Raw genomic sequence first — 21,955 nt, 5'->3', positions numbered from 1 at the left:
CGAATGTTGTGTGCCGTTTCATAATCTCCATTGCTCCTTACTCTCTGATGTTCCTGACTGTTGCATGCTGTTTCATATCTACGAATCCCCTTTCACGGAATGTCGCATGCCGTCTGTTGACTCGTGTATCTCTTGCCTTGTATCTCCTTTCACTACGCTTTTCCAAAAGCCCGCTGTCCGTCACGGCATAACGATGGCCGCGGAGACATCCACGAACGCGCCGACCGAGCCGTAGCGCTGGCCGGTTTTGTCATCCCACTGCGGAATCTCGCCGGTCACTTGCACGCGAAGCACATAGTCGCCTTCGGGAAGCCGCGGAGACACATACCGGTAGGCGGTATCCGGCGATTTCGCATAGAAGCTCACGTAGATCGGATCTGCGACCGTCGTACGCTTTCCATCGTCCGCAATCCGGTCTATGGAGATGCGCGCATACGAACCCCACGGGTCGGCGCGCCCCTCGAGCGCAATCCGGCTTCCATGGAACGGCACGCTGAGTTCATCCCCCGCCGCATTCGACCGGAAGCCCAGCGGGATGCGCTCGCCCGCCAGTTGCTCGGGCAGCCCGGTTCGAGGATTCCATGAGGGCCAATACTCGGCGATACGCAATCGCCCGCGATCATCTACGGTCAGCGGCTGCCAAACATAAGTGGCGGCGGATGCCTGATGCGGATACGACCAGCGATCGCCCATGAACATCGGCACCACACGTTCCGCCGCAGACACATTCAGCACAAACAACGACTGAGAATTGCAGGTTTGCGTGCCTTCGGGCGCGAACAGGCCCTGATAGGACCAAGGCCCGTGCATCGATGGTGCCGAAAGGCAGTAGTTCTCATTGCAGTCCCACGAGGTCTTATTGGAGAACAGCATGTAGTAGCGCCCCCCGATATGGGCGACCGTCGGCGCCTCGCCGCCGAGGGCGATCTCGTCGGCGATCTTCTCCTCGGCGTACGTCCTGTCGTCGGACATGCGGTAGATGTCGCCTTCATGCACCAGCAGGTACGCCGAACCGTCATCATCCTGAAACACGCCGAGATCCCAGCGGTGGATCGGCTCGCCCTGATAGGTGACGGGGCCCACGAATTCATACTCGCCGTCGATGGTGTCGCTCACCGCGTAGCAGATGTGCGGATCGCGGTATTCGAGGTCGTCCGAATGCATGTACATCACGTATTTGCCGGTCGACGGTGATTTGACGACCTTCACGCGTTCTCCGATGCGTCCCGGCCCCATCAGGCCGTCGGCCTGCTGCCGCAGCACAAGACGCTTGAAGGTCCAGTCGACCAGATTGACCGACGAGTAGCAGGAGAATCCGGCGAAGTGGTTTTCGTCATCGGTCTTGTATTCGCCGAACAGATAGTAGACGCCGTCGTCCTCGACGATGCAGCCGCCGTGCGCGTTGACCGTGCGTCCTTGATCGTCGAACCACGGGACGCCGCTGACGATGAGGGACGGGGAATATGAAGAGCTCATGAAGGATGGTTCCTTTCCGTTTCGTTGGCACGTCATACGTATTATCTGTGCATCGGCATCGCGCACACAGGACGTACCCGGCACAGAGGCGGACGCGCCGTATGACACGAAGCCCGATTGTGAAGAAAGATGCGGCAGGGATTGGCAAGTCGGAGTCATTCCCTGCCGCATCACCGGTGTTGCCGTTCGTGGACGGTGCTATCCGTCACCTGCCGGAACGGCGCCGGATCATGAGGGCGGCGACGCCCGCCGTTGCTGCGACCATCATGGCCGCGGCCGCCATGGCGATGGCGCTGCCGGTCCTCGACAGCTCATCGCGCTTCTTGCCGTCGGCGTTCTGGTCGGCGCCACCGTTCTTTCCGCCGTTGCCGTCAGGGTTCGACGGGTTCGACGGGTTGGACGGGTTGGACGGGTCCGTCGGACCGGTCGGGTCGCCGCCGTTGCCCGGCTTCGACGCCCTGGCGAACGTCACGGCGTAGGTCTTCGCCGCCTCGGCGTTGCCGTCGGCCGGGGTCACGACGACCGTGGCCTTGCCGCCGTTCGCCTCGGACGCCTGATCGATCGTCACCTTGGCAGCGGTGTCGCGCGAGAGTCCCTGCACCAGCGGGTACTCGGCGTCATGGGCGATGGTCACGTCGTAGCCGGTCTTGTCGGCGTCGAAACCTTCGACGCTGGAACCGTCAACTCGCAGGTCGGCCAGGGAGGCGTCAGACGCTGGCAGCGCAGTGCCGTCCTTCGCGTAGATCTCGACTTCGGAGAGGGACACATAGCTGTCGGCGTCTCCGTGGATTTCGACCCCCTTGGCCTCGATGGGCTTGTCCACGGTGAACTCGGCCACCGGGGCGTCACCGTCCTGCGTGTAGGACGAAAGGTCCACGGTCGTGCCGAACGGCACCCAGGCGTTGTCCGTCACGCTCCATACGTTGACCGACACGTTCTTGGACCACGAGGCCCTGCCGCCGTCCTTGTAGAAGTAGACCTTCACCTTGGAGATATTGTGCGCGTCGGCGTAGTCGGGGCGCAGGGAGAAGTTCGAGTAGCCGCTCGACTTCCAGGTGGTGTAGCCCTTGTTCGTCGTATTGCCGTCGAACGTGGCCCCGACGTCGGTGCTGTCGTGGCCGTCGTCCCAGATGTTCTTATAGGAGCCGGCGATGTTCGTCTCGTGCTCAGCCGTGGCGTACACGGTGAGCGTCGCGTCCAGCGTGGTGCCATCGTCAAGGGCGACGGTACCCGGAACCGAGACTCGCCCGCCTGCGTTCGCCAGCGGCGACGTATCGACGTTCTGCCAATTCCATGTCACGTCCTTGCGCACCGGGTTCGAGGCTTTGGCGCGCACGTTCACCTGCTTGGGGGCATTGCCTTGGATGGCGTCGCCGGCGGTGCCGGCGATGACCGTCAGGGAGGCGGGGTCGACGACCGTCAGCTTGCCGGACGGCACGAGCGCGTCCTGGGCAGCGGAGAGCGCCTTGGCAGCGTCGTTCAGCTGGTTCTGGGTTGCGTTCGGGTCGGCTAGGACCTGTTCGGCGTCCTTGCGCTCCTGAGCGTACGTCTTCCATGATTCAGGCGTGTAATCGGCTTCCTTGAGCGACTTTCCGGCGTCCAGCGCCCCAGACAGCGCCGAAGTGTCGATCACGCGGATGAGTTCGCCCTCACCGATGGAAATCGTGCCGTCGGCCGCCACCTCACGGGGTTCGCCGGTCCAGTTGCCGTCGTCATCGAACGACCCGACGGATGCCACGGCACCGGCACCGAGGTTGAACGTCGAGGCACCAGTGGAGTTGGATGCCAGCAGGAACGCACCGGTGTCAGCGTCTCGCAGCGCGAAACCGACGGCATCGGAATCCGCACCGCTGGAGAAGGTGACATCCTTGCCGGCAATGGTCTTCGTACCCTGATAACCCTTGACTGCGTTATCGGTATCGGCATTGAACGCAGCCATGTTCTCCGGCAACGCCACCGCGATTTCCTCACCCATCTTGTTGATGGAGTTGTTGAATCGCGCCAGCTTCTGTGCCGGTTCAGGCATGGTGGGGATGGTTCCGAGCTTCCAATCGGTGTACTTGGCGTATCCGTCGTCAGGCACGCCGTACAACGCATAGTCCTTGCTGGCCCACGATTCGTTCAGCTGCCAGAAGTCGACAAATCCACCGTTGGCCAGAATCGTGGCGGTGATCTCAGTGGGGTTGCTCTTGCCACTGAACGTTTCCGGAATGTAGGCGATATCGGACTTGGCCGCGGTGTCCTTGACGATGTTCGCCATGGACGACACGCTCGTGGTGTAGGCGTCCGGACCGGAGAAATCAATGTTCTCGTACTTGTCGAGCACGGAACGAGAGTCAATGGAATTGCCGCGATAGTTCAGACGCGTGGCAACCTGGTAGTCGGAGTCCTTGACGGCCTTGCCGAGTTCATCGGCCAGTCGCAGCCATTCGTCCTTCTGCGTCTTGTTGTGGCCGTCCTTCCAACCGTTCCAGTTCAGCTCGTTCCAAATCTGGAACAGGATGGTCTGATGGGTGGTGTCCACTTTGGCGAGATGGTTGAACATGGCGGTCACGGCCTTGCGCTCCTCGCCGAACAGGTAGTCGGCATCGGCTGCGCGGGTCGGGTCGGAATCGTTGGGCAGGTACGGCACCTCATTCTCGCCACCGTTGTTCTTGAAGCCCCAGTACTTGTCCGCTTCGAGATAATCCGGGATGTCGGCCATGTAACCATGCACCGTGTTCTCGCGGATACCGCCGCCGCATCCATTGAGTCCCCACCAGACCACATCGATCTTCAGATCGTATTTCTTGGCCCACTGAACGTACTTGTCGAGCAGCGTCCAGTCATATTGGCCTTCGGAGGTTGGCTGAATCTGGTTCCATGCCAATTCGATCTGGATTGTGTCGAAGCCTGCGGCCTTGGTTTTCTCGAAACCGTTTTCCAACCAGTCCTGAGGCAGAATCGGATTCTTCTGATCAGTCGGGATCGGCGCCGCATCACTGCCGTAGATCTGCCATTCGCCGAAGAACTGCACGCCGTGCATGAAGAACGGCTTGCCGTCCACTTCCAGATATCCCTTGCCATCCTGGTTGGCCACCTGGGACACCACTACTTTGTCGGCCGACTCCGCGGCAGTGGCCGCGCTGGCGCCTACTGCGAACATGGAAACCATCGTGGCTGCGGATGCGGCTATGGCCACCGCCTTACGCCATCCTTGCGAGGTGAAATGTAAGGTCATAACTCTCCCCCACTCGTTATCGAGTATTGATATTGAATAGTGCTTCTTCGCGTGTACGCAACGCTTCTTCGCGTTTGCATTGTTGTTCACGTTCTGTCGTTGGTCACCCGCAAGCGCCGCGAATCGCAAACCGGGCCGCGCAGATCAGGATTCAACAAACGCAATGGCGTTCCGAATCCTTCCGCGCACCAACCCACCCCCTCTCTCACACAGACATGTGCGCTGTTGCATCTGCCGCTTTTGGGCACACATGCGTTCACGTATGCCCAAAAACAACGATGCGGGAGAAGCATTCGACTTCTCCCGCAAAACCGATCAGCCCTTGACCGAGCCGGCGACGAGGCCGGAGACGATCCAACGCTGGCAGAAGATGAAGAAGATGACGACCGGAACCAAGGCGATGACGGTGATGGTCATGAACGCCGGCCAATCGGTGGTGAACTGGCCCATCGCGTTGTACACCTGCAGGATCACTGTACGCAGATCGGTCGAGGTCAGGAAGATGTTCGGCAGCATGAAGTCGTTCCACGTGGACAGCGTCTGGAACACGACCACGGTGGCCAGGATCGGCGTGATCATCGGCAAGACGATCACACGGAAGATGCGGAACGGACCGGCGCCGTCGATGCGGGCCGCCTCGAGGACCTCCATCGGCAGCTTGCGCATGTAGCCGACGGTCAGCATGTAGCAGAAGATCGAGTTGGCGAGGTACAGGATGATCAAACCGAGGAGGGAGTCCACGAGGCCGACCGACGCTTCCATCTTGTACAGCGGGATCAGCGTTGCCTGCACGGGGATGCAGAAGGCGATCATCAGCACGGCGCCGACGGCCGCCGTGAACTTGCTGTTGCGCAGGATCATGCCGTAAGCGGCGAGCGCCCCGATCATCACCTCGAAGAACACGGCGAACACAGTGACGATGATCGAGTTGATGAAGCTCTGCACGATGGGCAGGGTGCCGAACACGTCGACGTAATGCTGCAGAGACCAGTGCTCGGGCAGTCCGAACGGGGACTTGGCCATGTCGAGCGTGGTTTTGAAGGTGTTGATGACGATGTAGTAGAGCGGGATGGCCATGATGATGGCCAGGCCATTGATAAGCACGGTGCGGACGATCTTGCCGACCTGTGCACGTTGCGACGGTGTCATGCGAACCTCCTAGTGATGATGCCGGTGAGGAGCTGCTGGCCGAGCACGACGATCATGCAGGCAATCGTGAACAGCACGGCAAGCGCCGAGCCCAGACCGTATTGGGATTGCGAAATACCTTGGACGATGATGGCCTGCGTGATGGTGTTGGTGGCGTATCCGGGGCCGCCTTTGGTCATGCCGAAGGGCAGGTCGTAGACCTTCAGACCGTTGGTGATGAGCAGGAACGTGGAAACCACGATGCCGGGGACCAGCTGCGGCAGGGTGATGTGGATGAACTGCTGGAACCCGTTGGCTCCGTCGACGGACGCCTGTTCGTACAGATCCTTCGGCACGGCCTGCAGATAGGCCAGATACAGGGTCGCATGCCAGCCGACGGCGGCCCAGATGGCCACGAAGATCACGGCGCCGCGTGCGAGGTTGCTATCCGAAAGCCATGGCACCGATTTGAGGCCCATGGAGATCAGCACCGAGTTCAATGCACCGGTCTTGAGCGGGGAGAGGATGTACTGCCACACCAGACCGAGGACGATCAGCGAAGGCACACCAAGGAAGAAGAACAGGGAGCGGGCGAACGAACGTCCATAGAACTTGGAGTTGAGCGCCACTGCCAGCGGGATGGCCAGCACGGTGGTGATCAACGTGGTGAGCACTGCGAACAGCACGGTGAATCCGAGGCCGACCAGCAGGGAGGGATCGGTGAACACCTTCTGATAGTTTTGCAGGCCTACGAAGTTCGGGTGCGCCTGGAAACCGTTGAAATCGGTGAACGAGTAGTAGATGGTCTGTACCAGCGGTACCGCGGAGAGCACGAGGAAGACCACGATGATGGGGAACAGGAATCCTGTGGACGCTGCGGATTCCGCGAATTTGCCGGTTTTGTACCAAGGGGTTTTGGCATCGGGCGCGCCAGCCGATGGTGCACCGGCAGGCACTTCCTGCGACTGGTCATGACGAGACATGTCAGCGTTGCCTTTCTGGGGATTTCAAAGTCACAAGTTGGAGGGAGTCCGTCCGTTCGGGCGGGCGACGGCTGGTTGTCGCACCCGCCCGAACGATCGGAGAAGAGGAAGAGAAGGAAGGAGGTTTTAGGGTATGTAGAGGCAATCCGGGCCGGCAGTCGGCCTCTCGACTAGCCGCCGAACAGCTGACGCCCGCCGGCCCGGATCCGATGATTGGATTTGTAGGGGTGCGATTGAGTCGCACCATATGGCTTAGATGCCTGCGGTCAGATTACTTGGATTCGGTCCACTTGGCGTCCAGCGCCTTGGTGACGTCGTCGACCGAAGCCTGACCCTGCACGAGCAGCTGGAACTGGGAGGCCATCTCCTGACCCATCACGTTGCCGTCACGGCTCCAGTTGGACCAGTAGAAGTCGCCCTTGGTGATGTACTTGTCGTACAGGTCCTTGAGCTGCGGAGCCACATCGGCCTTGTATTCCGGAGAGACGGAAATCTGGTTGATGTACTTCTCCTCGAGCTTGAGGCCGGCCTCGCTGTTCATGAAGGCGACGAACTTCTTGGCGGCGTCCAGCTTGGCGCCTTCGGCCTTGGAGCTGATCACGAACGGGGAGTCAGGGCCACCGCCGACGTAGGGCTGACCGCCATCAACCGCCGGGAAGGCCGCGACACCGTAGTCGACGCCGGAGGAGTCAAGGTCGGCGAAGTCCCACGGGCCGGAACGGAACATGGCCAGCTGGCCGGTCATGAAGTTCTGCTTGATCTGGTCGGCGCTCACGCCAACGGTCTCCTTGGGCAGGGTGCCGGAGTCGACGAGCTTCGTCCACTGCTTGAGCACCGGGGTCCACTGCTCGGAGAACTTGCCGCCCTCATCAAGCTCGGGCCACTTGGAGGTCTCGATGCCCTGCTTGGCGTAGTAGCCGCCCAGCATCGGCTGGAAGGATCCAGAGACCACGCTCATGTCTTCCATGTACGGGGTGATGTTCTTTTCCTGCAGCTTCTTGCCGAGGTCGATGAATTCATCGAGGGTCTCGGGGACGGAGTCGTAGCCGACCTCCTTCAGCAGGTCCTTGTTGTAGACGATGCCACCGATCCAAGCGGTCGGGGACATGCCGTAGACCTTGCCGTCACGGGTGTACAGGTCGGTCTGGGACTTCGGCAGGTTCTTCACGAAGTCCTCGTTGGTGATGTCGCGGGCGAGTCCGGCGTCGAGCACTTCGTTGCGGGTCTCAATGGACATGTGGAACACGTCCGGCACCTGGCCGCCGGCCACGCGGGTGGTGAGGGTCTGCGCGTAATCGGTGGCCTGGCCCTGGGCGGCGCTCATCTCCACCTTGATGTCGGGGTTGGCTTCCTCGAACGCCTTGACGATCGGGCTCATCATCTTCTCGTTGTTCCATGAGAAGTAGGTGATGGTGGTCTTGCCACTGTCGGCAGCACCACCGCCGCAAGCGGCGAGCGGCACAATCATCGCCACCGTTGCCGCCGCGGCAACTAGCATCTTGGAGAACTTCATGGTCTTTCCTTTCCTAAGGGACCGATGTCTGCTCCGGCATCGGACAATCGTCATGGCATTCCGAAGCGCTCCGGCATCGACGCCTTTGGCTTCAAAATAACCTTGATGAAGTTTTGTTAATACGTATTGATTTGTACGTGGCTTCAGTATGCCACCCGCATCGCGCGCACGCAAGAATCGGCGTGTCACACAGCACAACACGACACAAACCGTTGCAATTACAGTGATTAAAAGCATGTCTACACAATCGGGAAAACAGCAGACAGTCACCCAGACAGTCAACAGCGAGCCGCGCCACGCCGATAGTTGCGCGCTCATTTCATCAAATACATAATACGTATTAAATCCGTAACAGCGGGGCATAGCAGCCTGCTCAGCACATCGACGTCCACCGAGGGAGCACACAACATGAACACCACAACGCAATACTCGTTCGCCACGGACCTTCTTCCCGGCGAACGCTGGTGGGGAGGGAAAGTAGCCGACGGCAGGTTCATGCCTTACGGCACCGCAACCATCACCCGCAACCTATCCACCTGGAAGCATGAACCAGGACAACTGCCGGAGGCCTCCAACCAAAGCGCGCCGCTGCTGGTCTCCACCAAAGGCCGATTCGTCTGGAGCGAGCAACCGTTGACGTTCTCCTTCCATGAAGGCACGCTCACAGTGGCCTCCGATGCCGAAATCATCAGCGAAGCAGCCACGGAGACCAGTACCGGAGAGGGCACGCTCCGCGCCGCCTACCGCGCCGCCTGCGGGCGATTCTTCCCCCCTTCCGGCAAGACCCCCGCGATTGAGATGTTCACCAAGCCGCAGTACAACACGTGGATCGAGATGCCTTACCGGCCCACCCAGCAGGCGGCACTCGACTATGCGGACGCCATGCTGGACGCCGGCATGCCCGCAGGCGTCATCATGATCGACGACAAATGGAGCCCAGACTACGGCACATGGACGTTCGATCCGGCCACGTTCCCCGATCCGAAGTCGATGCTGGACGTCCTGCATGCCAAAGGCTTTGATGTGATTGTGTGGCTGGTGCCGTTCGTCAGCCCGGATTCGGCCGTGTTCCGAGAGCTGGAGGAACAAGGGCTGATGCTTCAGGACAAAAACGGACGCACCGCCATCCGCCGCTGGTGGAACGGGCTGAGTGCCGTGCTCGATCTGAGCAATCCACAAGCCACCCAATGGGTCCGAGAGCGTCTCGACGCATTGTGCGAACTCGGTGTCGACGGATTCAAGTTCGACGGTGCCGACCTGTACGACTTCCATGAGGACGACCGCCCATACGCACCCATGACTTCCAACGACTTGTGCGAGCAATGGGCGAGAATCGGCGTACACTACCCGTTCAACGAATTCCGCGCATGCTGGAAGATGGGCGGCCAGCCATTGGCCCAACGACTCCAGGACAAGCCGGCCACATGGGACGCCAACGGCATCGGCTCGCTCATCCCCGAAATGCTCGCTCAGGGCATGATCGGACACGCCTTCGTCTGCCCGGATATGATCGGTGGAGGTGAGGTCAACAGCGCCAAGCATTCGGGCGTCGACCAGGAGTTCTTCGTCCGCTATGCGCAGATCGCGGCACTGTCACCGATGATGCAGTTCTCCGTCTCGCCCTCGCGCGTGCTGGACAGCGAGCATCTGGAAGCAGTCAACGAGGCATTGCACATTCGCGAACAGCATATGCCGCTTATCGAGCAACTCGCCCACCATGCCGCCGAAACCGGTGACCCAATCATCCGCCCGATGGCCTACCACTATCCAGCGCTGACGGAAATCACCGACCAGTTCCTGCTTGGAGACCGCCTGATTGTGGCACCATGTCTGCAGCAAGGTGTTTCAAACCGTACTGTCACGATTCCGGAAGGCCATTGGCGCTCTGACACCGGCGAATTGGTCGAAGGACCTGCCGAGATCCGCACCGACTGCCCGCTCAACCGCATACCTCGGTATATGCGCGAGGATTAATCGTCATCGGACATTACCTACCCAGCAGGCAGTCTCGGTAGACTGGCATCAGCAATATCTCACTGAAGTACCAAGCAAAGGTCATCATGAACGGCAAACGCAACGGCAACCGACCGCCGACCAGTAAAGACGTGGCGGCTCTGGCCGGAGTCTCGCAAAGCACCGTGTCTTTCGTCATCAATGGTAAAAGCACGGTGGCCGAAGCGACACGCCTGCGCGTGCAGGAGGCGATGCGCAAGCTCAATTACCAGCCGAACGCAGGCGCGCGAACATTGCGGACAAGCCGGACCAACATCATCGCCCTGTTCGTCGAGATGAACGAAATCACTGATGCGAACGAGACCACGCCGTACATCGACGCCATCGTCAAACTAGCGCGCGAGCGCGACTACGATGTCATCATCAACACCACGCATGAGGGAACGACCGCGCTCCAGCGTCTCGCCGGTAAGTCAATCTGCGACGCGTTCATCCTCATGGATGTGCGTAGGGATGACGAACGCATCCCCACTGCCGCCGCATTGAACCTGCCAGTGGTGCTGATCGGCCGCCCCGACAACGCCATGGGCCTTGACGTACTTGATTTCAACGCACGACTTGCCGCGCAGCAAGCGGTGGACGAACTTGCCGGCACAGGGCATCGTCATATCGTGATGATCGGTGACGTGCTCAATCAGGACAGCGGACGATTCCGGTTCGTAGACGACTTTTATGAGGGCGCCCGTGACCGCGCACATCATTATGGCTTGTCCATTGCCCTGGTGACCCGTCTGGGCAATGGACAAGACGGCATCCGCCGCACACTCCAGCAGGTATTGGCGCAGGCCGACGACCGGCTGGGCATCATCGTAAGGCAGCCTCGCCCTACCGGATGGCTGTTGCAAGAACTGGCCGAGAGCGGCATGATTCCCGGTCAGGACGTCTCTGTGGTGTCGCACTGTTCCGACATGGCCGCGCAATCCTTCCAATGGCCGGTGACCAACGTGTCCACCAGGCCCGAAGAGCTCTCCGAGCGCGCCATCGAAGTACTGTTCTCGCGTCTGGATGGCGACACCTCCGCGCCATACTGCGAGCTCATCGATCCGACCGGCATCACCCGCCGCGAAACGGTCATCGACTGGAACGCGCGGTAGTCGATAAGGCAGATATCATAAGGCGGGCATCCGTGTGAACAGATGCCCGCCTTTCGCTCCCTTCAGTCAGCTTTCGCCGCCCGGGCGGGTCCCCCTCAGAGAGGGAAGCCGACTTGACCTGAGCAGGTTTGGGCCGAGTCGGAGACCTGAGCCGCTTTAGGCCGAGTCGGGAGCCTGAGCCGGCTTAGGCTGAAGCGCCCGGCACCCGGCACCCGGCATCCGGCATCCGGCATCCGGCATCATTGAATGCTATCGTTATCATCAATGGCGAACGGCGTCACCGGCCCACCCGTATCCTCCGCCCTCGCTCCGCTCGAAGACGCGGGGGTGAGAACGGCGGACGACGGTGATGGAGAGCGCTAATCGTCGACGCCCATCGACAAAGACGATTCGCGAAGCGGATTCGCGAAGGCGATCGGCTGCAACGATCGCCGAAGACGGAAAGGACTGTCATGACCGCGAACAACGAGCGCGACGACTGGTGGAAGCAGGCCGTCGTCTATCAGGTGTACCCGCGCAGCTTCAAGGACGTGAACGGCGACGGCCTGGGAGACATCGCCGGCGTGACCGAGAAGATGGACTATCTCAAGGACCTCGGCGTGGACGCCGTGTGGCTTTCGCCGTTCTATCCCTCGGACCTCGCCGACGGCGGCTACGACGTCATCGACTACCGCAACGTGGACCCGCGTCTCGGCACGATGGCCGATTTCGACGCGATGGTCGCCGCCGCGCACGGGGCCGGCATCAAGGTGATCGTGGACATCGTGCCGAACCACACGGCGGACAAGCATGCGATGTTCCGCGAGGCGCTGGCCGCCGGCCGAGGCTCCGCCGCGCGCGACCGCTACATCTTCCGCGAGGGCCGCGGGGAGCACGGCGAGCTGCCGCCGAACGACTGGCAGTCGTTGTTCGGCGGGCCGGCGTGGCAGCGGGTCGACGACGGCCAGTGGTATCTGCACATCTTCGCCAAGGAGCAGCCGGACCTCAACTGGAGGAACCCGGACGTGCACGAGGAGTTCAGGAAGACCCTGCGGTTCTGGTCCGACCACGGAGCCGACGGCTTCCGCATCGACGTGGCGCACGGTCTGGCCAAGGACCTGGAAAGCACCCCGCTTGCGGACATGCCCGCGGACGCCGTGCAGCAGGTGCTGTGCCACGATTTCACCAGCCCGCTGTGGGACCGTCGCGAGGTGCACGAGATCTACCGCGAATGGCGCAAGGTGTTCGACGAGTACGATCCGCCGCGTTTCGCCGTGGGCGAGGCGTGGGTGGTGCCCGAGCACCAACACCTGTACGCGGCGACCGACGAGCTGGGACAGGTGTTCAACTTCGAGTTCGCCGAGGCGAACTGGGACGTGGACGAGTTCCGCGCGGCCATCCGCCACGGTCTTGAGGCCGCCGCCGAGACCGGCGACTCGACCACCACATGGGTGATGAACAACCATGACGTGCCGCGCAGCCCCTCGCGCTACGGCCTGCCGCAGGTGAAGGGACCCGTCTACCATCAGCTCGCGCACGACTGGCTGCTGCGCGACGGCGCCTCGTACACCGAGGACCGCGCGCTCGGCACGCGGCGGGCACGCGCCGCCGCGCTCATGGAGCTGACGTTGCCTGGCTCCGTGTACATCTACCAGGGCGAGGAGCTGGGCCTGTTCGAGGTGGCGGACATCCCGTGGGACCGTCTGGAGGATCCCACGCCGTTCAACACGCGCCGCAACTTCACGGACAAAGGCCGCGACGGCTGCCGCGTGCCGCTGCCGTGGGTTGCGGACGACCGTGCGGGCGCATCGGATTCCACGTCAGGCTCCACGCCGAACTCCACGCCGGACGCGTCAGATCCTGCGGCGGCCGCTCAGTCCGGCACAGCCCCGGCGGACGCATCTCCCACCGGCCCGGACCACGCCGCATGGTCGCCGCGTTTCGCCGCCGGCACCTCGTTCGGCTTCTCCCCCGCCACGCGCGCCGACGGCACGCCGGCCGCCGAACCGCATCTGCCGCAGCCGTTGTGGTTCAAGGACTACGCGGTGGACGTCGAATCCGCCGACGAGGGGTCGATGCTCAACCTCTACCGTCGCGCGCTGGCGTTGCGCGCGAAGCTCCTCACCGCGACCGGCGACACCTCGACGGTCGACTGGCTGGATCGCGGGGACGAGGACAACACCGCCGACGGAACGTTCGGCTTCGGCGATGACGTCATCGCCTACGCGCGCCCGGCGGCCGAAGGCCGCACGCTCACCTCGGTGACCAACTTCGGCGCCGAACCGGCAGCCCTGCCCGACGACAGCGCGGTGATCCTCTCCTCCGCACCGCTCACCGACGACGGCCGACTTCCGCAGGACACCACCGCCTGGCTCGTGCGCTAAGGCGCCGGGGCGGCGACTTTTACAAGCACCGCTCCACCGTTTGGGCGTCTGGCGGACATCGTCGTTGCCTGTTGTTGTCCGTCAGACGCCCAGACTCCTCAATCATTCAGCCGAAAGCACCCCTCGTAAGCGAGCTAACTCGCTTACGGGGGGTGCTTTTCCGCATTTGCATACCTCTATCTGCGTTATGAGGGGTACCAGCCCAGACTATGCATGCCCCGAAACGGCTCAACCGCAACGCCATCAAGCCGTTTTGAAGCACTGATAACGGACCCGCCTTACGGCGAGACCCAACACCAGCCTCGGCGCTGCCGCACCTCGGCCTGGCGCCTGATGGAAGCCCACCGGGCTTCCATCCAAGGATGATGACACGAGTCATCATCCCTTGACGGCACCTCCTCCGGCCCCGCAACCACGGACCGCCCTACGGGCGGACCCAGATCTGGTCTCGGCCTAAAGGCCCTCGACCGGGAACGGCCGGAAAGCGCACCGCGCTTTCCTGAAGGGCTTTCAGCCCTTCACCGCTCCCGCCATAACCCCCTTGACGATGTACTTTTGGCAGATGAGGTAGAAGATGATGATGGGGATGATCGCAAGGACCAAGCAGGCCATCATGGCGCCCATGTCGACCGAGCCGTAGCCGCCCTTGAGGTACTGCACGGCGACCGAAATCGTCTTGTACTTGCCGAGGTCGAGGGTCAGGTACGGCAGGAGGTAGTCGTTCCAGATCCACATGGCCTCGAGAATCGCGACCGACACGATCGACGGCTTCATGATCGGCACGACGATCTGGAAGAAGATGCGCGGCACGGACGCGCCGTCGATCATCGCGGACTCCTCCAGCTCGACCGGGATGCCCTTGATCACACCGGTGAAGATGAACACCGCGAGACCGGCGCCGAAGCCGAGGTACACGATGCACAGTCCCCACGGGGTGTTGAGCTTCAGCATGTCGGCGATCTTAGAGAGCGTGAACATGACCATCTGGAACGGCACGATCATGTTGAACAGGAACAGCGTGTACAGCAGCTTGGCGGCCCAGTTGTTGACACGCACGATCCACCACGCGCACATCGACGTGCACACGAGGATCAGCAGCACCGATCCGACGGTGATGAGCAGCGTCCATCCGAAGCTCGCGAAGAAGTCGGTGGTCTCCACGCCGCGCGCGTAGTTCTCGAATCCGACGAACGCCTTGCCGGCGGGCAGGGAGAAGGCGTTCTTCGAGATGTACGCCTTCTGCTTGAACGAGTTGATGACCACCAGCACGATCGGGAAGACCCATGCCAGCGAGACGACGGTGAACAGGGCGGTCCAGAGCCCTCCGTGCTTGACCTTGTCGGCGTTCATCAGGCCGCCACCTCCTTGCTTGTCGTGAGCTTGTTCTGGATGAGCGCGATGACCGCCACCAGGATGAAGAACAGGACGGCCTTCGCCTGGCCAACGCCCTCCCAGCCCATGCGGCCGTAGAACGTGCGGGTGATGTTCATCGCGAGGCCCTCGGACATGTTGCTCGGGGCGCCGTTGGTCAGGGCGAGGTTCTGGTCGTAGAGCTTGAAGCCGTTGGTCACGGTCAGGAAGGAGCACACGGTGATCGAGGGCATCATCAGCGGGATGATGATCTTGAACATCGTCTGCGTGCCGCTCGCGCCGTCCACCTGCGCGGCTTCGAGCACGTCCGTGGGCAGGGCCTGCATGCCGGCGATGTAGATGATCATCATGTAGCCGATCTGCTGCCAGCACACGAGGATGACCAAGCCCCAGAAGCCGTACGTGGCGGAGTAGGTCAGGGCGCGCGACCAGTGCGCGAGGATGCCGTTGAGCAGCAGCAGCCAGATGTAGCCCAGGATGATGCCGCCGATCAGGTTCGGCATGAAGAACACCGAGCGGAAGATCGTCGATCCCTTGATCGCCTTCGTGAGCATGTACGCGATGAAGAACGCGACCACGTTGATGACGATCGTGGTGACGATCGTGAACGCGGTGGAGAAGCCGAGCGCGTGCAGGAACTCCTTGTCGCCAAGCGCCTTGACGTAGTTCTTGAGGCCGACGAACTCGCCGTCGGTCACGGTGGTGAACTCGCAGAAGCTCAGGTAGACGCCCATGATGAAGGGCACCACGAACCCGATGATGAACGCGGCGAACGTGGGGAGCGCGAATAGCGCCCACCACTTCCGTATCGCCTTGCCGGCCATGCTAACCATGATGGATAATCCTCCTCCTTGAGCGCAGTGCACCGCTGCGTGCCACAACTTCCGCCGACCCGCGGCCGGCGAACGAATCCGTTGTTGTAGTGACATCGTAACCGCCCGGCGCCATGATGTCAAACGTTGTCATTTGCGGCGTTTCGCATTACCTCGCCAATCACCCCAGCAACAGTCGTTCATCGCCGTATATTGGCTGTTTTTTGCGATTTTCCATATTCCGAATCGTTTTTGCAAACGTTTGTAATGCAATCGTCGTCATCGCGAGTCAACAGTTCTAGAACGTGTAAGCTGAACGATACGCTGTTTTCCTACGCGGGAAGTCTTTGCAGTAAGCGCAGCAAGCGCGCAGTAAACGTGCAGTAAGTGCGGTGACCGGGCATCCGGCGCGATCGGGCGGTACGCCCCATCGGCCGGCGCACCCCGGCCGGCGCGGTACGCCCCACACATCCGAACGACAAGGTGGTTTCATGAGCAGCAGCATCCAGGACGTCGCCAAGGCGGCGGGCGTCTCCATTTCGACGGTGTCGCGGTCCTTCACGCGGCCCGATCTGGTCTCGGCGAAGACCCGCGAGCGCGTGCTGGCGATGGCCGGCCAGCTCAACTTCTCGCTCTCCCGTTCGGCCGCGGCGCTGAAGTCCGGGCGCGCGCTGCGCGTCGCCGTGCTGATGAGCGGCCACATCCGCCTGTGGTTCACCGCCTCCGTGATCGAGGGGCTGAACGACGTCTTCCACGCGGAGGTCTATGACATCTCGATCTTCCAGATCTCCTCGATCGAGGAACGCCGCGAGTTCTTCGAGATGCTGCCGGTGCGCCGCAACGCGGACGCGGTGATCGTCGTCTCGTTCGACATCGACGACGAGGAGACCAGGCAGCTGGCCAGCGTGGACGTGCCGATCATCGGCATCAACACGGCGGAGTCGTCGGCCCACGGGTTCGCAGCGGCGGTCAACATCGACGACGAGCAGGGTTCGACGCTGGCCGCGCGTCACCTGATGAACCTCGGGCATCGCGACATCGCGTACATCAGCACGGACCGCGACATCTCCCTGAGCTTCTCGGTGCGGGGCCGGTTCAACGTGTTCATGGACTGCTGCCGGCGCGACGGCACCGAGCCTCAGGTCATCGTGTGCAAGGTCGACGCCGACGGACACTACCAGATCGGCGACGTGGTGACGCAGCTGATGAGTCTCGGCACGATGCCGACGGCGATCGCATGCCAGGAGGACGGCATCGCCCTGCCGCTCATGTTCCAGCTCGAACGCAACGGGCTGTCCGTGCCGGGCGACATATCGCTGATCGGCTACGACGACAGCTTCTACACCGCGGACATCGGGCTGACGACGATCCGTCAGGACCCGGTCGAGATGGCCCGCGCGGCCGCCCGCATGACGATGGACCTCATCAACGGGCGCGAGGTGAGGGAGCCGTTGCGCAAGGTGCCGGCGCAGCTGGTGGTGCGATCGAGCACCGCGCGCCGGCGCTGAACCGGCAGGACATGACGATGCCCCGGCGACGGGCCGAGGAGGAGAACGGCCGTCACCGGGGCATCAGGTTGTTGGAAGGGGATTGAGGGACAGGAACAGGATCAGTGGGTCGCGGAGTACTCGGAGGCCCAGCCATCGACGAACGCGGTCTTGACGGCGTTCCAGTCGCCGGTGCCCTGCGCGTACTCGAGCAGCGCCTGGCCGAGCTTGTTCTTCCACTCCTCGGACGGCATCATCGTGAAGTTCCAGCTGACCTGCGTCTTGCCGGACTTCTGGTCCTCGACGGCGGCCTCGGTCAGCGGGTTGTCGGACTTCACGTCATCGAAGGTCTTGAACGGGGTGGTGAAGCCCATGTCCTCGGAGAGGGCCTTCTTGCCGGTGTCGGAGGTGATGACCCACTTGAGGAAGTCCTCGGTGGCCTTCTTGTCGGCGTCGGACGCCTTGTCGTTGATGCACCAGTAGTTCTCGGAGCCGGTGACGAGACCCTGCTTCTCCTCGCCCTTGACGCCGATGTAGATCGGCATCATGCCGACGGACTCGGCCTTCATGCCGGCCTTCGCGAGATCGGTCCACGCCCAGGTGCCGTTCTGGTAGAAGGCGGCCTCGCCGAGCGCGAACTCGGAGTTGGCGTCGTCGCCGGTCTTGGCGCTCAGCTGCGTGCGGTCGGTGGTGGAGTCGGTGATGTACAGGTCGAAGATCTTCTTGTAGTTCGGCAGGTACGTGCCCTTGATCGTGGCCGGCTGCTCGGTGACCTTGTCCTTCTGGAACTCATAGTAGAGCGGCAGGTTGGCGAGGTGGGTCTTGAAGCGCCAGTCGGAGCTGGAGTCGAAGCCGGCGGAGGTGAACGCGCCCTTGATGCCGAGCTCGTCCTTGCGCGCCTGCATGTCGTCGGCGACGGCTTTCAGGGTGTCGAAGTTGTCAATCTCGTCGACGGACTTGGCCTTGGCGCCGTCGAGCGCGAAGTACTTGTTGAGGATGTCCTTGTTGTAGATGATGCCGTAGGTCTCCATCACGTACGGCACGCCGACGACCTTGTCGCCGTCCTTCAGGGCCACGTCCTGGTTGGTGAGCTCCTTGTACACGTCGGTGCCGGACAGGTCGGCGGTGTAGCGCTTCCAGTTCTGGTAGCCGACCGGACCGTTGACCTGGAACAGGGTCGGCGCCTCGGTCTTGGCGATCTCCGACTTCAGGGTCTGCTCGTAGGTGTTGGACGCGGCGGTCTGCACCTTGACCTCGATGCCGGTCTCCTTGGTGTATTCCTTGGCGAGAGCGGTCCACTGGTCGGCCGACTCCGGCTTGAAGTTGAGGTAGTAGACCTTGCCCTTGGCGTCGTCGCCCGACGTGCTGGAGCCGCACGCGGCGAGCGCTCCGATGGACATTGCTGCGATGGCGACCATGCTGATCGTCGACTTCAGTGTGCGATTCATCAACGAACCTTTCTCTTTCCTTGTTGTTCCTCGGACGGTGTGGCCGACCGGGGTTGGTGGCGTCGGCTTTGGCGCCTCGAAGTTGTTCCGACGCGATTCATTATGACGCATGTTCACCGTTTTTGCAAACGATGGCAGTATTCGGGGTGTTTCATTGCGCCAGAAATGACATATCGTCGTCATCTGTCTATAAAACCGCGTGGTTCCGGCGATTGTCTGAATTGCCGACAATGCAAGCGTTCGCAACAATGAGAACGCTCACATCGATTTTGACATCAAAAACGATAGGCACGGCATGTTTTCGCGCGATTGCGCGACACGCCGTGCCTATCGTTTGCAGTGCCGGTAATGCCCTAAAGCCGGTCTCTCCCCCGTCACTCGGGCAATTGCGATACGCTCGCTAGCAGTTCCAGCGCTCGATGACGTTGTCGCCCTTGTACCGGCTCAGAATCGAATAATGGGCCGTGTCGAGACGCAGCAGGCGCGCGAAGTGCGGGTCCACGCCGAGCCACTGCGAGGTGAGGATGCGCAGGATGTGCGCATGCGCGACGAGCAGCACATTACGCCCGGATTCCAGCAGCGGCGTGACCTGTTCGATGGCGCCGCGCGCGCGGGCGGCGGCCTCCTGGACCGTCTCGCCGGCGCCCGCGTGCACGGGCACCGTGCCGCCGTCCGGCAGCGTCTCGGTCCAATCGGCGTCCATCGTCTCGGGCAGGGTCTGCGGGCCGTCGCGCCACACGTCCCAGTCGAAGCCGCTCATCTCGCGCACGCGCTGCCGCGTGCGGCCCTCGGCGCGCCCGTAATCCCATTCCGCGATGCCGTCCAGCGTGCCGTGGTCCGGGAATCCGGCCAGATCGGCGGTCTGCTGCGCTCGAATCAGCGGGCTGGAGAAGACGCATCCCGGCTCGAATCCGCCGGGGAAGGCGGCGCGCAGGCGTTCGCCGGCGGCTTGCGCCTGCTGCCTGCCCGCTTCGGTCAGGGGGATGTTCGTGCGGCCGGTGTGCTGCCCCGATACGCTCCACGCGGTCTGTCCGTGCCGCAGCAGCACCAGGAATCCGGTGCCGCCGCGCGCGTCGACGGCCACAGTGCCGTCCGTTGTGTGTTCGCTCATGGCTTCCACTGTACCCGCGAACGCAACCGACTCCAACCACGTTGCGCCCTGTTTCGCCCGGCGCCGGCGTCCGCGTGGGCGTCGGCGCCGGAGGCGTCCGGGAATCGGGGCGGAGCCTATACGGGACAGCGGTTCCACGCCGGCACGTCGGACTCGGCACCGGGGCCGCGCACGAATGCCGGACGGGCTAGACTGGGGAACCATGAACGCAGCGAAACACCGTTCCAGCAACACGCCGTCCGAAGCGGACAGCGCCGTCGAGGCGCTGCATCGCATCGACCGCAAGGTCGACGCGATGCGCGAGCGTCGGCTCAACGACCCGGACACCTTGGGAGACAAGCTGCTCACGTGGGCGCTGCCGTCCATCGCCGGACTGGTGGCGGGCAAGCTGCTGGACGGCGTGTGGCAGCGCGGGGTGCGCAGGAGCAATCTGCGACGCGGGCTCGACGCCGACGCCCCGCAGGGGCTGCTGATGAGCATCGCGTTCGCCGCGGTGTCCGCAGCGCTTGGGGCGGCCGTGTCCCAGCTCGCCGACCGTGGTTCGAGGAACATGGTCGGGCGCATGCAGCGCCGTCGGAGGCGGCATCGGCGCGGGTGACGCACCCCCTATTGGTCGTGGATGGCCATGGATGGCCGTCGAATCCCGCTCTTGGGCGGCCATCCCGGTTGTTCCCCAAGTCCCCTCGAGAAGACACAGACCGGTCTTCCGCAATCGGGGGATGCATCGGCGCGGGTGACGCGCTTGTTGAATCGTGCCCGAATCGACCGGCACTGAATCGATCTGCACCGAATCGATCTGCACCATGGCGACACGCCGGGAGCATAAAACCGGAAACATCCTGCCGACGGCAACAACCAGGTGCGAGAATGGCCGCATGATCACCAACAGCACCATCGAGACATTGCTCAACCGTCGCTCCATCCGCGCATTCAAGGATGAGCCCATCGACGCCGAAACCGTCGCGACGCTGGAGACCGTGGCGCAGCACGCCGCCTCCAGCCAGTACCTCAACGACTGGTCCGCCATCCGCATCAAGGATCCGGACCTCAAGCGCACCTTCGCCGAGTTCGGACATCAGCCGTACATCGCGCAGGCGCCGCTGCTGTACCTGTTCGTCATCGACGAGCATCGCAACGCGCGCATCGCCGAGCGCAAGGGCGTGGACGTGCACGGCGAGGAGTGGAAGCTGACCTCCAGCTACCGCTTCACGCAGGCGCAGAACGACGCCGTACTGGCCCTGCACGCCATGGAGACCGCCGCCTACTCGCTGGGGCTCGGCTGCGTGATCCTCGGCTCCGTGCTCAACAACATCCCCGGTCTCATCGAGTCGTGCCACCTGCCGGAATACACGTATCCGGTGCTGGCGCTGGCCATCGGCAAGCCGGACCAGAAGCCGGCGCTCAAGCCGCGCATGCCCCGAGCCATGCAGTTCTTCGACGACACCTACCCTGCGGACGACGACCCATCCCGCGACCCGCTCGCCGGCCTCGGCGAGTTCGACGCCACCGTGCACGAGTACTACGACCTGCGCAACACCGAACGCCCCGTGGACGCGTTCAGCGACCAGATCGCCTCCGTGGGCCGTCAGGACGTCAGCGGCAAGACGCTGCTGGACAAGGCCGCCGGCCAGGGCTTCCATCTGGAACGGTAGGCGGGCGACTCGCCGCCGGGAGGCCAGTCGCAGACCGGAAGCCAGTCGCACACCGGCAGCCAGTCGCGGACCGGAGACCAGTCACGGACGGGAGGCCAGTCGCGGATCGGAAGCCAGTCGCGGACCGGCGGCCAGTCACGGACGGGAGGCCAGACGTGGACGGGAATCCGCCAGACGCGGATCACGGCGACGACGAATCCGATCGCGATGCTCACGACGAACGGCACCGCGATGAGCAGCAACGTCTGCGGGATGAAATGGCTCGCGGCGACGAGACTGTCGAC

16 protein-coding genes are annotated in these 21,955 nt (G+C 62.6%); 6 read left to right on the top strand and 10 right to left on the bottom strand.

All coding sequences use genetic code 11. The features are described 5' to 3' along the window. Window positions 1–180: 180 nt before the first annotated feature. The 5 genes from BSTEL_RS10640 to BSTEL_RS10620 all read right to left on the bottom strand — a co-directional run bounded on the left by BSTEL_RS10640 (window position 181) and on the right by BSTEL_RS10620 (window position 8,320). Entirely contained in the window at window positions 181–1,584 is a 1,404-nt protein-coding gene (locus BSTEL_RS10640) for a glycoside hydrolase family protein (protein ID WP_202962089.1), read from the bottom strand. 97 nt (window positions 1,585–1,681) lie between these two features. Beyond that, a complete protein-coding gene (locus BSTEL_RS10635) occupies window positions 1,682–4,621 on the bottom strand; it encodes a beta-galactosidase (RefSeq protein WP_162179002.1) in 2,940 nt (979 codons plus the stop codon). 390 nt (window positions 4,622–5,011) lie between these two features. Beyond that, complete coding sequence (locus BSTEL_RS10630) at window positions 5,012–5,845, bottom strand: carbohydrate ABC transporter permease (RefSeq protein ID WP_034530278.1); 834 nt, start codon at window positions 5,843–5,845, stop codon at window positions 5,012–5,014. Beyond that, the gene (locus BSTEL_RS10625; protein WP_084686285.1) at window positions 5,842–6,807 is read right to left on the bottom strand and encodes a carbohydrate ABC transporter permease; all 966 of its coding nucleotides are present in this window, start codon (window positions 6,805–6,807) and stop codon (window positions 5,842–5,844) included. Before BSTEL_RS10625 ends, BSTEL_RS10630 begins: the two co-directional genes overlap by 4 nt. A gap of 271 nt (window positions 6,808–7,078) precedes the next feature. Then, the gene (locus BSTEL_RS10620) at window positions 7,079–8,320 is read right to left on the bottom strand and encodes an ABC transporter substrate-binding protein (protein WP_051923079.1); all 1,242 of its coding nucleotides are present in this window, start codon (window positions 8,318–8,320) and stop codon (window positions 7,079–7,081) included. 408 nt (window positions 8,321–8,728) lie between these two features. On the opposite strand from BSTEL_RS10620, the gene BSTEL_RS10615 reads away from it, so the two are divergent. From BSTEL_RS10615 to BSTEL_RS10605, 3 genes are all read left to right on the top strand, one after another. Continuing rightward, complete coding sequence (locus BSTEL_RS10615) at window positions 8,729–10,294, top strand: glycoside hydrolase family 31 protein (RefSeq protein ID WP_084686283.1); 1,566 nt, start codon at window positions 8,729–8,731, stop codon at window positions 10,292–10,294. 86 nt (window positions 10,295–10,380) lie between these two features. Beyond that, a complete protein-coding gene (locus BSTEL_RS10610) occupies window positions 10,381–11,427 on the top strand; it encodes a LacI family DNA-binding transcriptional regulator (RefSeq protein ID WP_084686282.1) in 1,047 nt (348 codons plus the stop codon). A gap of 452 nt (window positions 11,428–11,879) precedes the next feature. After that, window positions 11,880–13,790: a glycoside hydrolase family 13 protein gene (locus tag BSTEL_RS10605; RefSeq protein WP_034530277.1), complete on the top strand. Its 1,911-nt coding sequence runs from the start codon at window positions 11,880–11,882 to the stop codon at window positions 13,788–13,790. A 510-nt stretch (window positions 13,791–14,300) separates the two neighbouring features. Here BSTEL_RS10605 and BSTEL_RS10600 read toward each other — a convergent pair. Together BSTEL_RS10600 and BSTEL_RS10595 are read right to left on the bottom strand one after the other, a co-directional pair. Further along, window positions 14,301–15,140 carry a carbohydrate ABC transporter permease gene (locus BSTEL_RS10600; protein ID WP_034530276.1) on the bottom strand — a complete coding sequence of 280 codons (840 nt, stop codon included), beginning with the start codon at window positions 15,138–15,140 and terminating at the stop codon, window positions 14,301–14,303. Further along, complete coding sequence (locus tag BSTEL_RS10595) at window positions 15,140–15,994, bottom strand: carbohydrate ABC transporter permease (protein WP_034530274.1); 855 nt, start codon at window positions 15,992–15,994, stop codon at window positions 15,140–15,142. Before BSTEL_RS10595 ends, BSTEL_RS10600 begins: the two co-directional genes overlap by 1 nt. Before the next feature lie 470 nt (window positions 15,995–16,464). On the opposite strand from BSTEL_RS10595, the gene BSTEL_RS10590 reads away from it, so the two are divergent. Next, entirely contained in the window at window positions 16,465–17,481 is a 1,017-nt protein-coding gene (locus BSTEL_RS10590) for a LacI family DNA-binding transcriptional regulator (RefSeq protein WP_034530272.1), read from the top strand. A gap of 101 nt (window positions 17,482–17,582) precedes the next feature. On the opposite strand, the gene BSTEL_RS10585 is transcribed toward BSTEL_RS10590, so the two are convergent. Together BSTEL_RS10585 and BSTEL_RS10580 are read right to left on the bottom strand one after the other, a co-directional pair. Beyond that, window positions 17,583–18,908 (bottom strand): ABC transporter substrate-binding protein, encoded by a 1,326-nt coding sequence (locus tag BSTEL_RS10585; RefSeq protein ID WP_034530270.1) that lies wholly within the window; start codon window positions 18,906–18,908, stop codon window positions 17,583–17,585. A gap of 400 nt (window positions 18,909–19,308) precedes the next feature. Then, the gene (locus tag BSTEL_RS10580) at window positions 19,309–20,019 is read right to left on the bottom strand and encodes a histidine phosphatase family protein (protein ID WP_034530268.1); all 711 of its coding nucleotides are present in this window, start codon (window positions 20,017–20,019) and stop codon (window positions 19,309–19,311) included. Window positions 20,020–20,221: 202 nt separating this feature from the next. Between BSTEL_RS10580 and BSTEL_RS10575 the strand changes: the two genes are divergently transcribed. Both BSTEL_RS10575 and BSTEL_RS10570 read left to right on the top strand, forming a co-directional pair. After that, window positions 20,222–20,617 carry a DUF4235 domain-containing protein gene (locus tag BSTEL_RS10575; protein ID WP_034530266.1) on the top strand — a complete coding sequence of 132 codons (396 nt, stop codon included), beginning with the start codon at window positions 20,222–20,224 and terminating at the stop codon, window positions 20,615–20,617. A gap of 277 nt (window positions 20,618–20,894) precedes the next feature. Beyond that, a complete protein-coding gene (locus BSTEL_RS10570; protein ID WP_034530264.1) occupies window positions 20,895–21,671 on the top strand; it encodes a nitroreductase family protein in 777 nt (258 codons plus the stop codon). On the opposite strand, the gene BSTEL_RS12395 is transcribed toward BSTEL_RS10570, so the two are convergent. After that, on the bottom strand, window positions 21,605–21,955 hold a 351-nt coding region (locus tag BSTEL_RS12395), incomplete at its 5' end, for a hypothetical protein (protein ID WP_034530262.1). The two genes, BSTEL_RS10570 and BSTEL_RS12395, sit on opposite strands and share 67 nt — an antisense overlap.

Origin of the sequence: Bifidobacterium stellenboschense (assembly GCF_000741785.1) — a bacterium.
Classification (GTDB): domain Bacteria; phylum Actinomycetota; class Actinomycetes; order Actinomycetales; family Bifidobacteriaceae; genus Bifidobacterium; species Bifidobacterium stellenboschense.
Note: the sequence above shows the minus strand (reverse complement) of the source record. Positions and strands in the feature narration are given on the sequence as shown.

Coding starts and splice junctions, on each gene's coding strand:
- BSTEL_RS10635 (WP_162179002.1), bottom strand. CDS start 4,621: ATGTTCGCAGTAGGCGCCAGCGCGGCCACTGCCGCGGAGTCGGCCGAC.
- BSTEL_RS10630 (WP_034530278.1), bottom strand. CDS start 5,845: ATGACACCGTCGCAACGTGCACAGGTCGGCAAGATCGTCCGCACCGTG.
- BSTEL_RS10625 (WP_084686285.1), bottom strand. CDS start 6,807: ATGTCTCGTCATGACCAGTCGCAGGAAGTGCCTGCCGGTGCACCATCG.
- BSTEL_RS10620 (WP_051923079.1), bottom strand. CDS start 8,320: ATGAAGTTCTCCAAGATGCTAGTTGCCGCGGCGGCAACGGTGGCGATG.
- BSTEL_RS10615 (WP_084686283.1), top strand. CDS start 8,729: ATGAACACCACAACGCAATACTCGTTCGCCACGGACCTTCTTCCCGGC.
- BSTEL_RS10610 (WP_084686282.1), top strand. CDS start 10,381: ATGAACGGCAAACGCAACGGCAACCGACCGCCGACCAGTAAAGACGTG.
- BSTEL_RS10605 (WP_034530277.1), top strand. CDS start 11,880: ATGACCGCGAACAACGAGCGCGACGACTGGTGGAAGCAGGCCGTCGTC.
- BSTEL_RS10600 (WP_034530276.1), bottom strand. CDS start 15,140: ATGAACGCCGACAAGGTCAAGCACGGAGGGCTCTGGACCGCCCTGTTC.
- BSTEL_RS10595 (WP_034530274.1), bottom strand. CDS start 15,994: ATGGTTAGCATGGCCGGCAAGGCGATACGGAAGTGGTGGGCGCTATTC.
- BSTEL_RS10590 (WP_034530272.1), top strand. CDS start 16,465: ATGAGCAGCAGCATCCAGGACGTCGCCAAGGCGGCGGGCGTCTCCATT.
- BSTEL_RS10585 (WP_034530270.1), bottom strand. CDS start 18,908: ATGAATCGCACACTGAAGTCGACGATCAGCATGGTCGCCATCGCAGCA.
- BSTEL_RS10580 (WP_034530268.1), bottom strand. CDS start 20,019: ATGAGCGAACACACAACGGACGGCACTGTGGCCGTCGACGCGCGCGGC.
- BSTEL_RS10575 (WP_034530266.1), top strand. CDS start 20,222: ATGAACGCAGCGAAACACCGTTCCAGCAACACGCCGTCCGAAGCGGAC.
- BSTEL_RS10570 (WP_034530264.1), top strand. CDS start 20,895: ATGATCACCAACAGCACCATCGAGACATTGCTCAACCGTCGCTCCATC.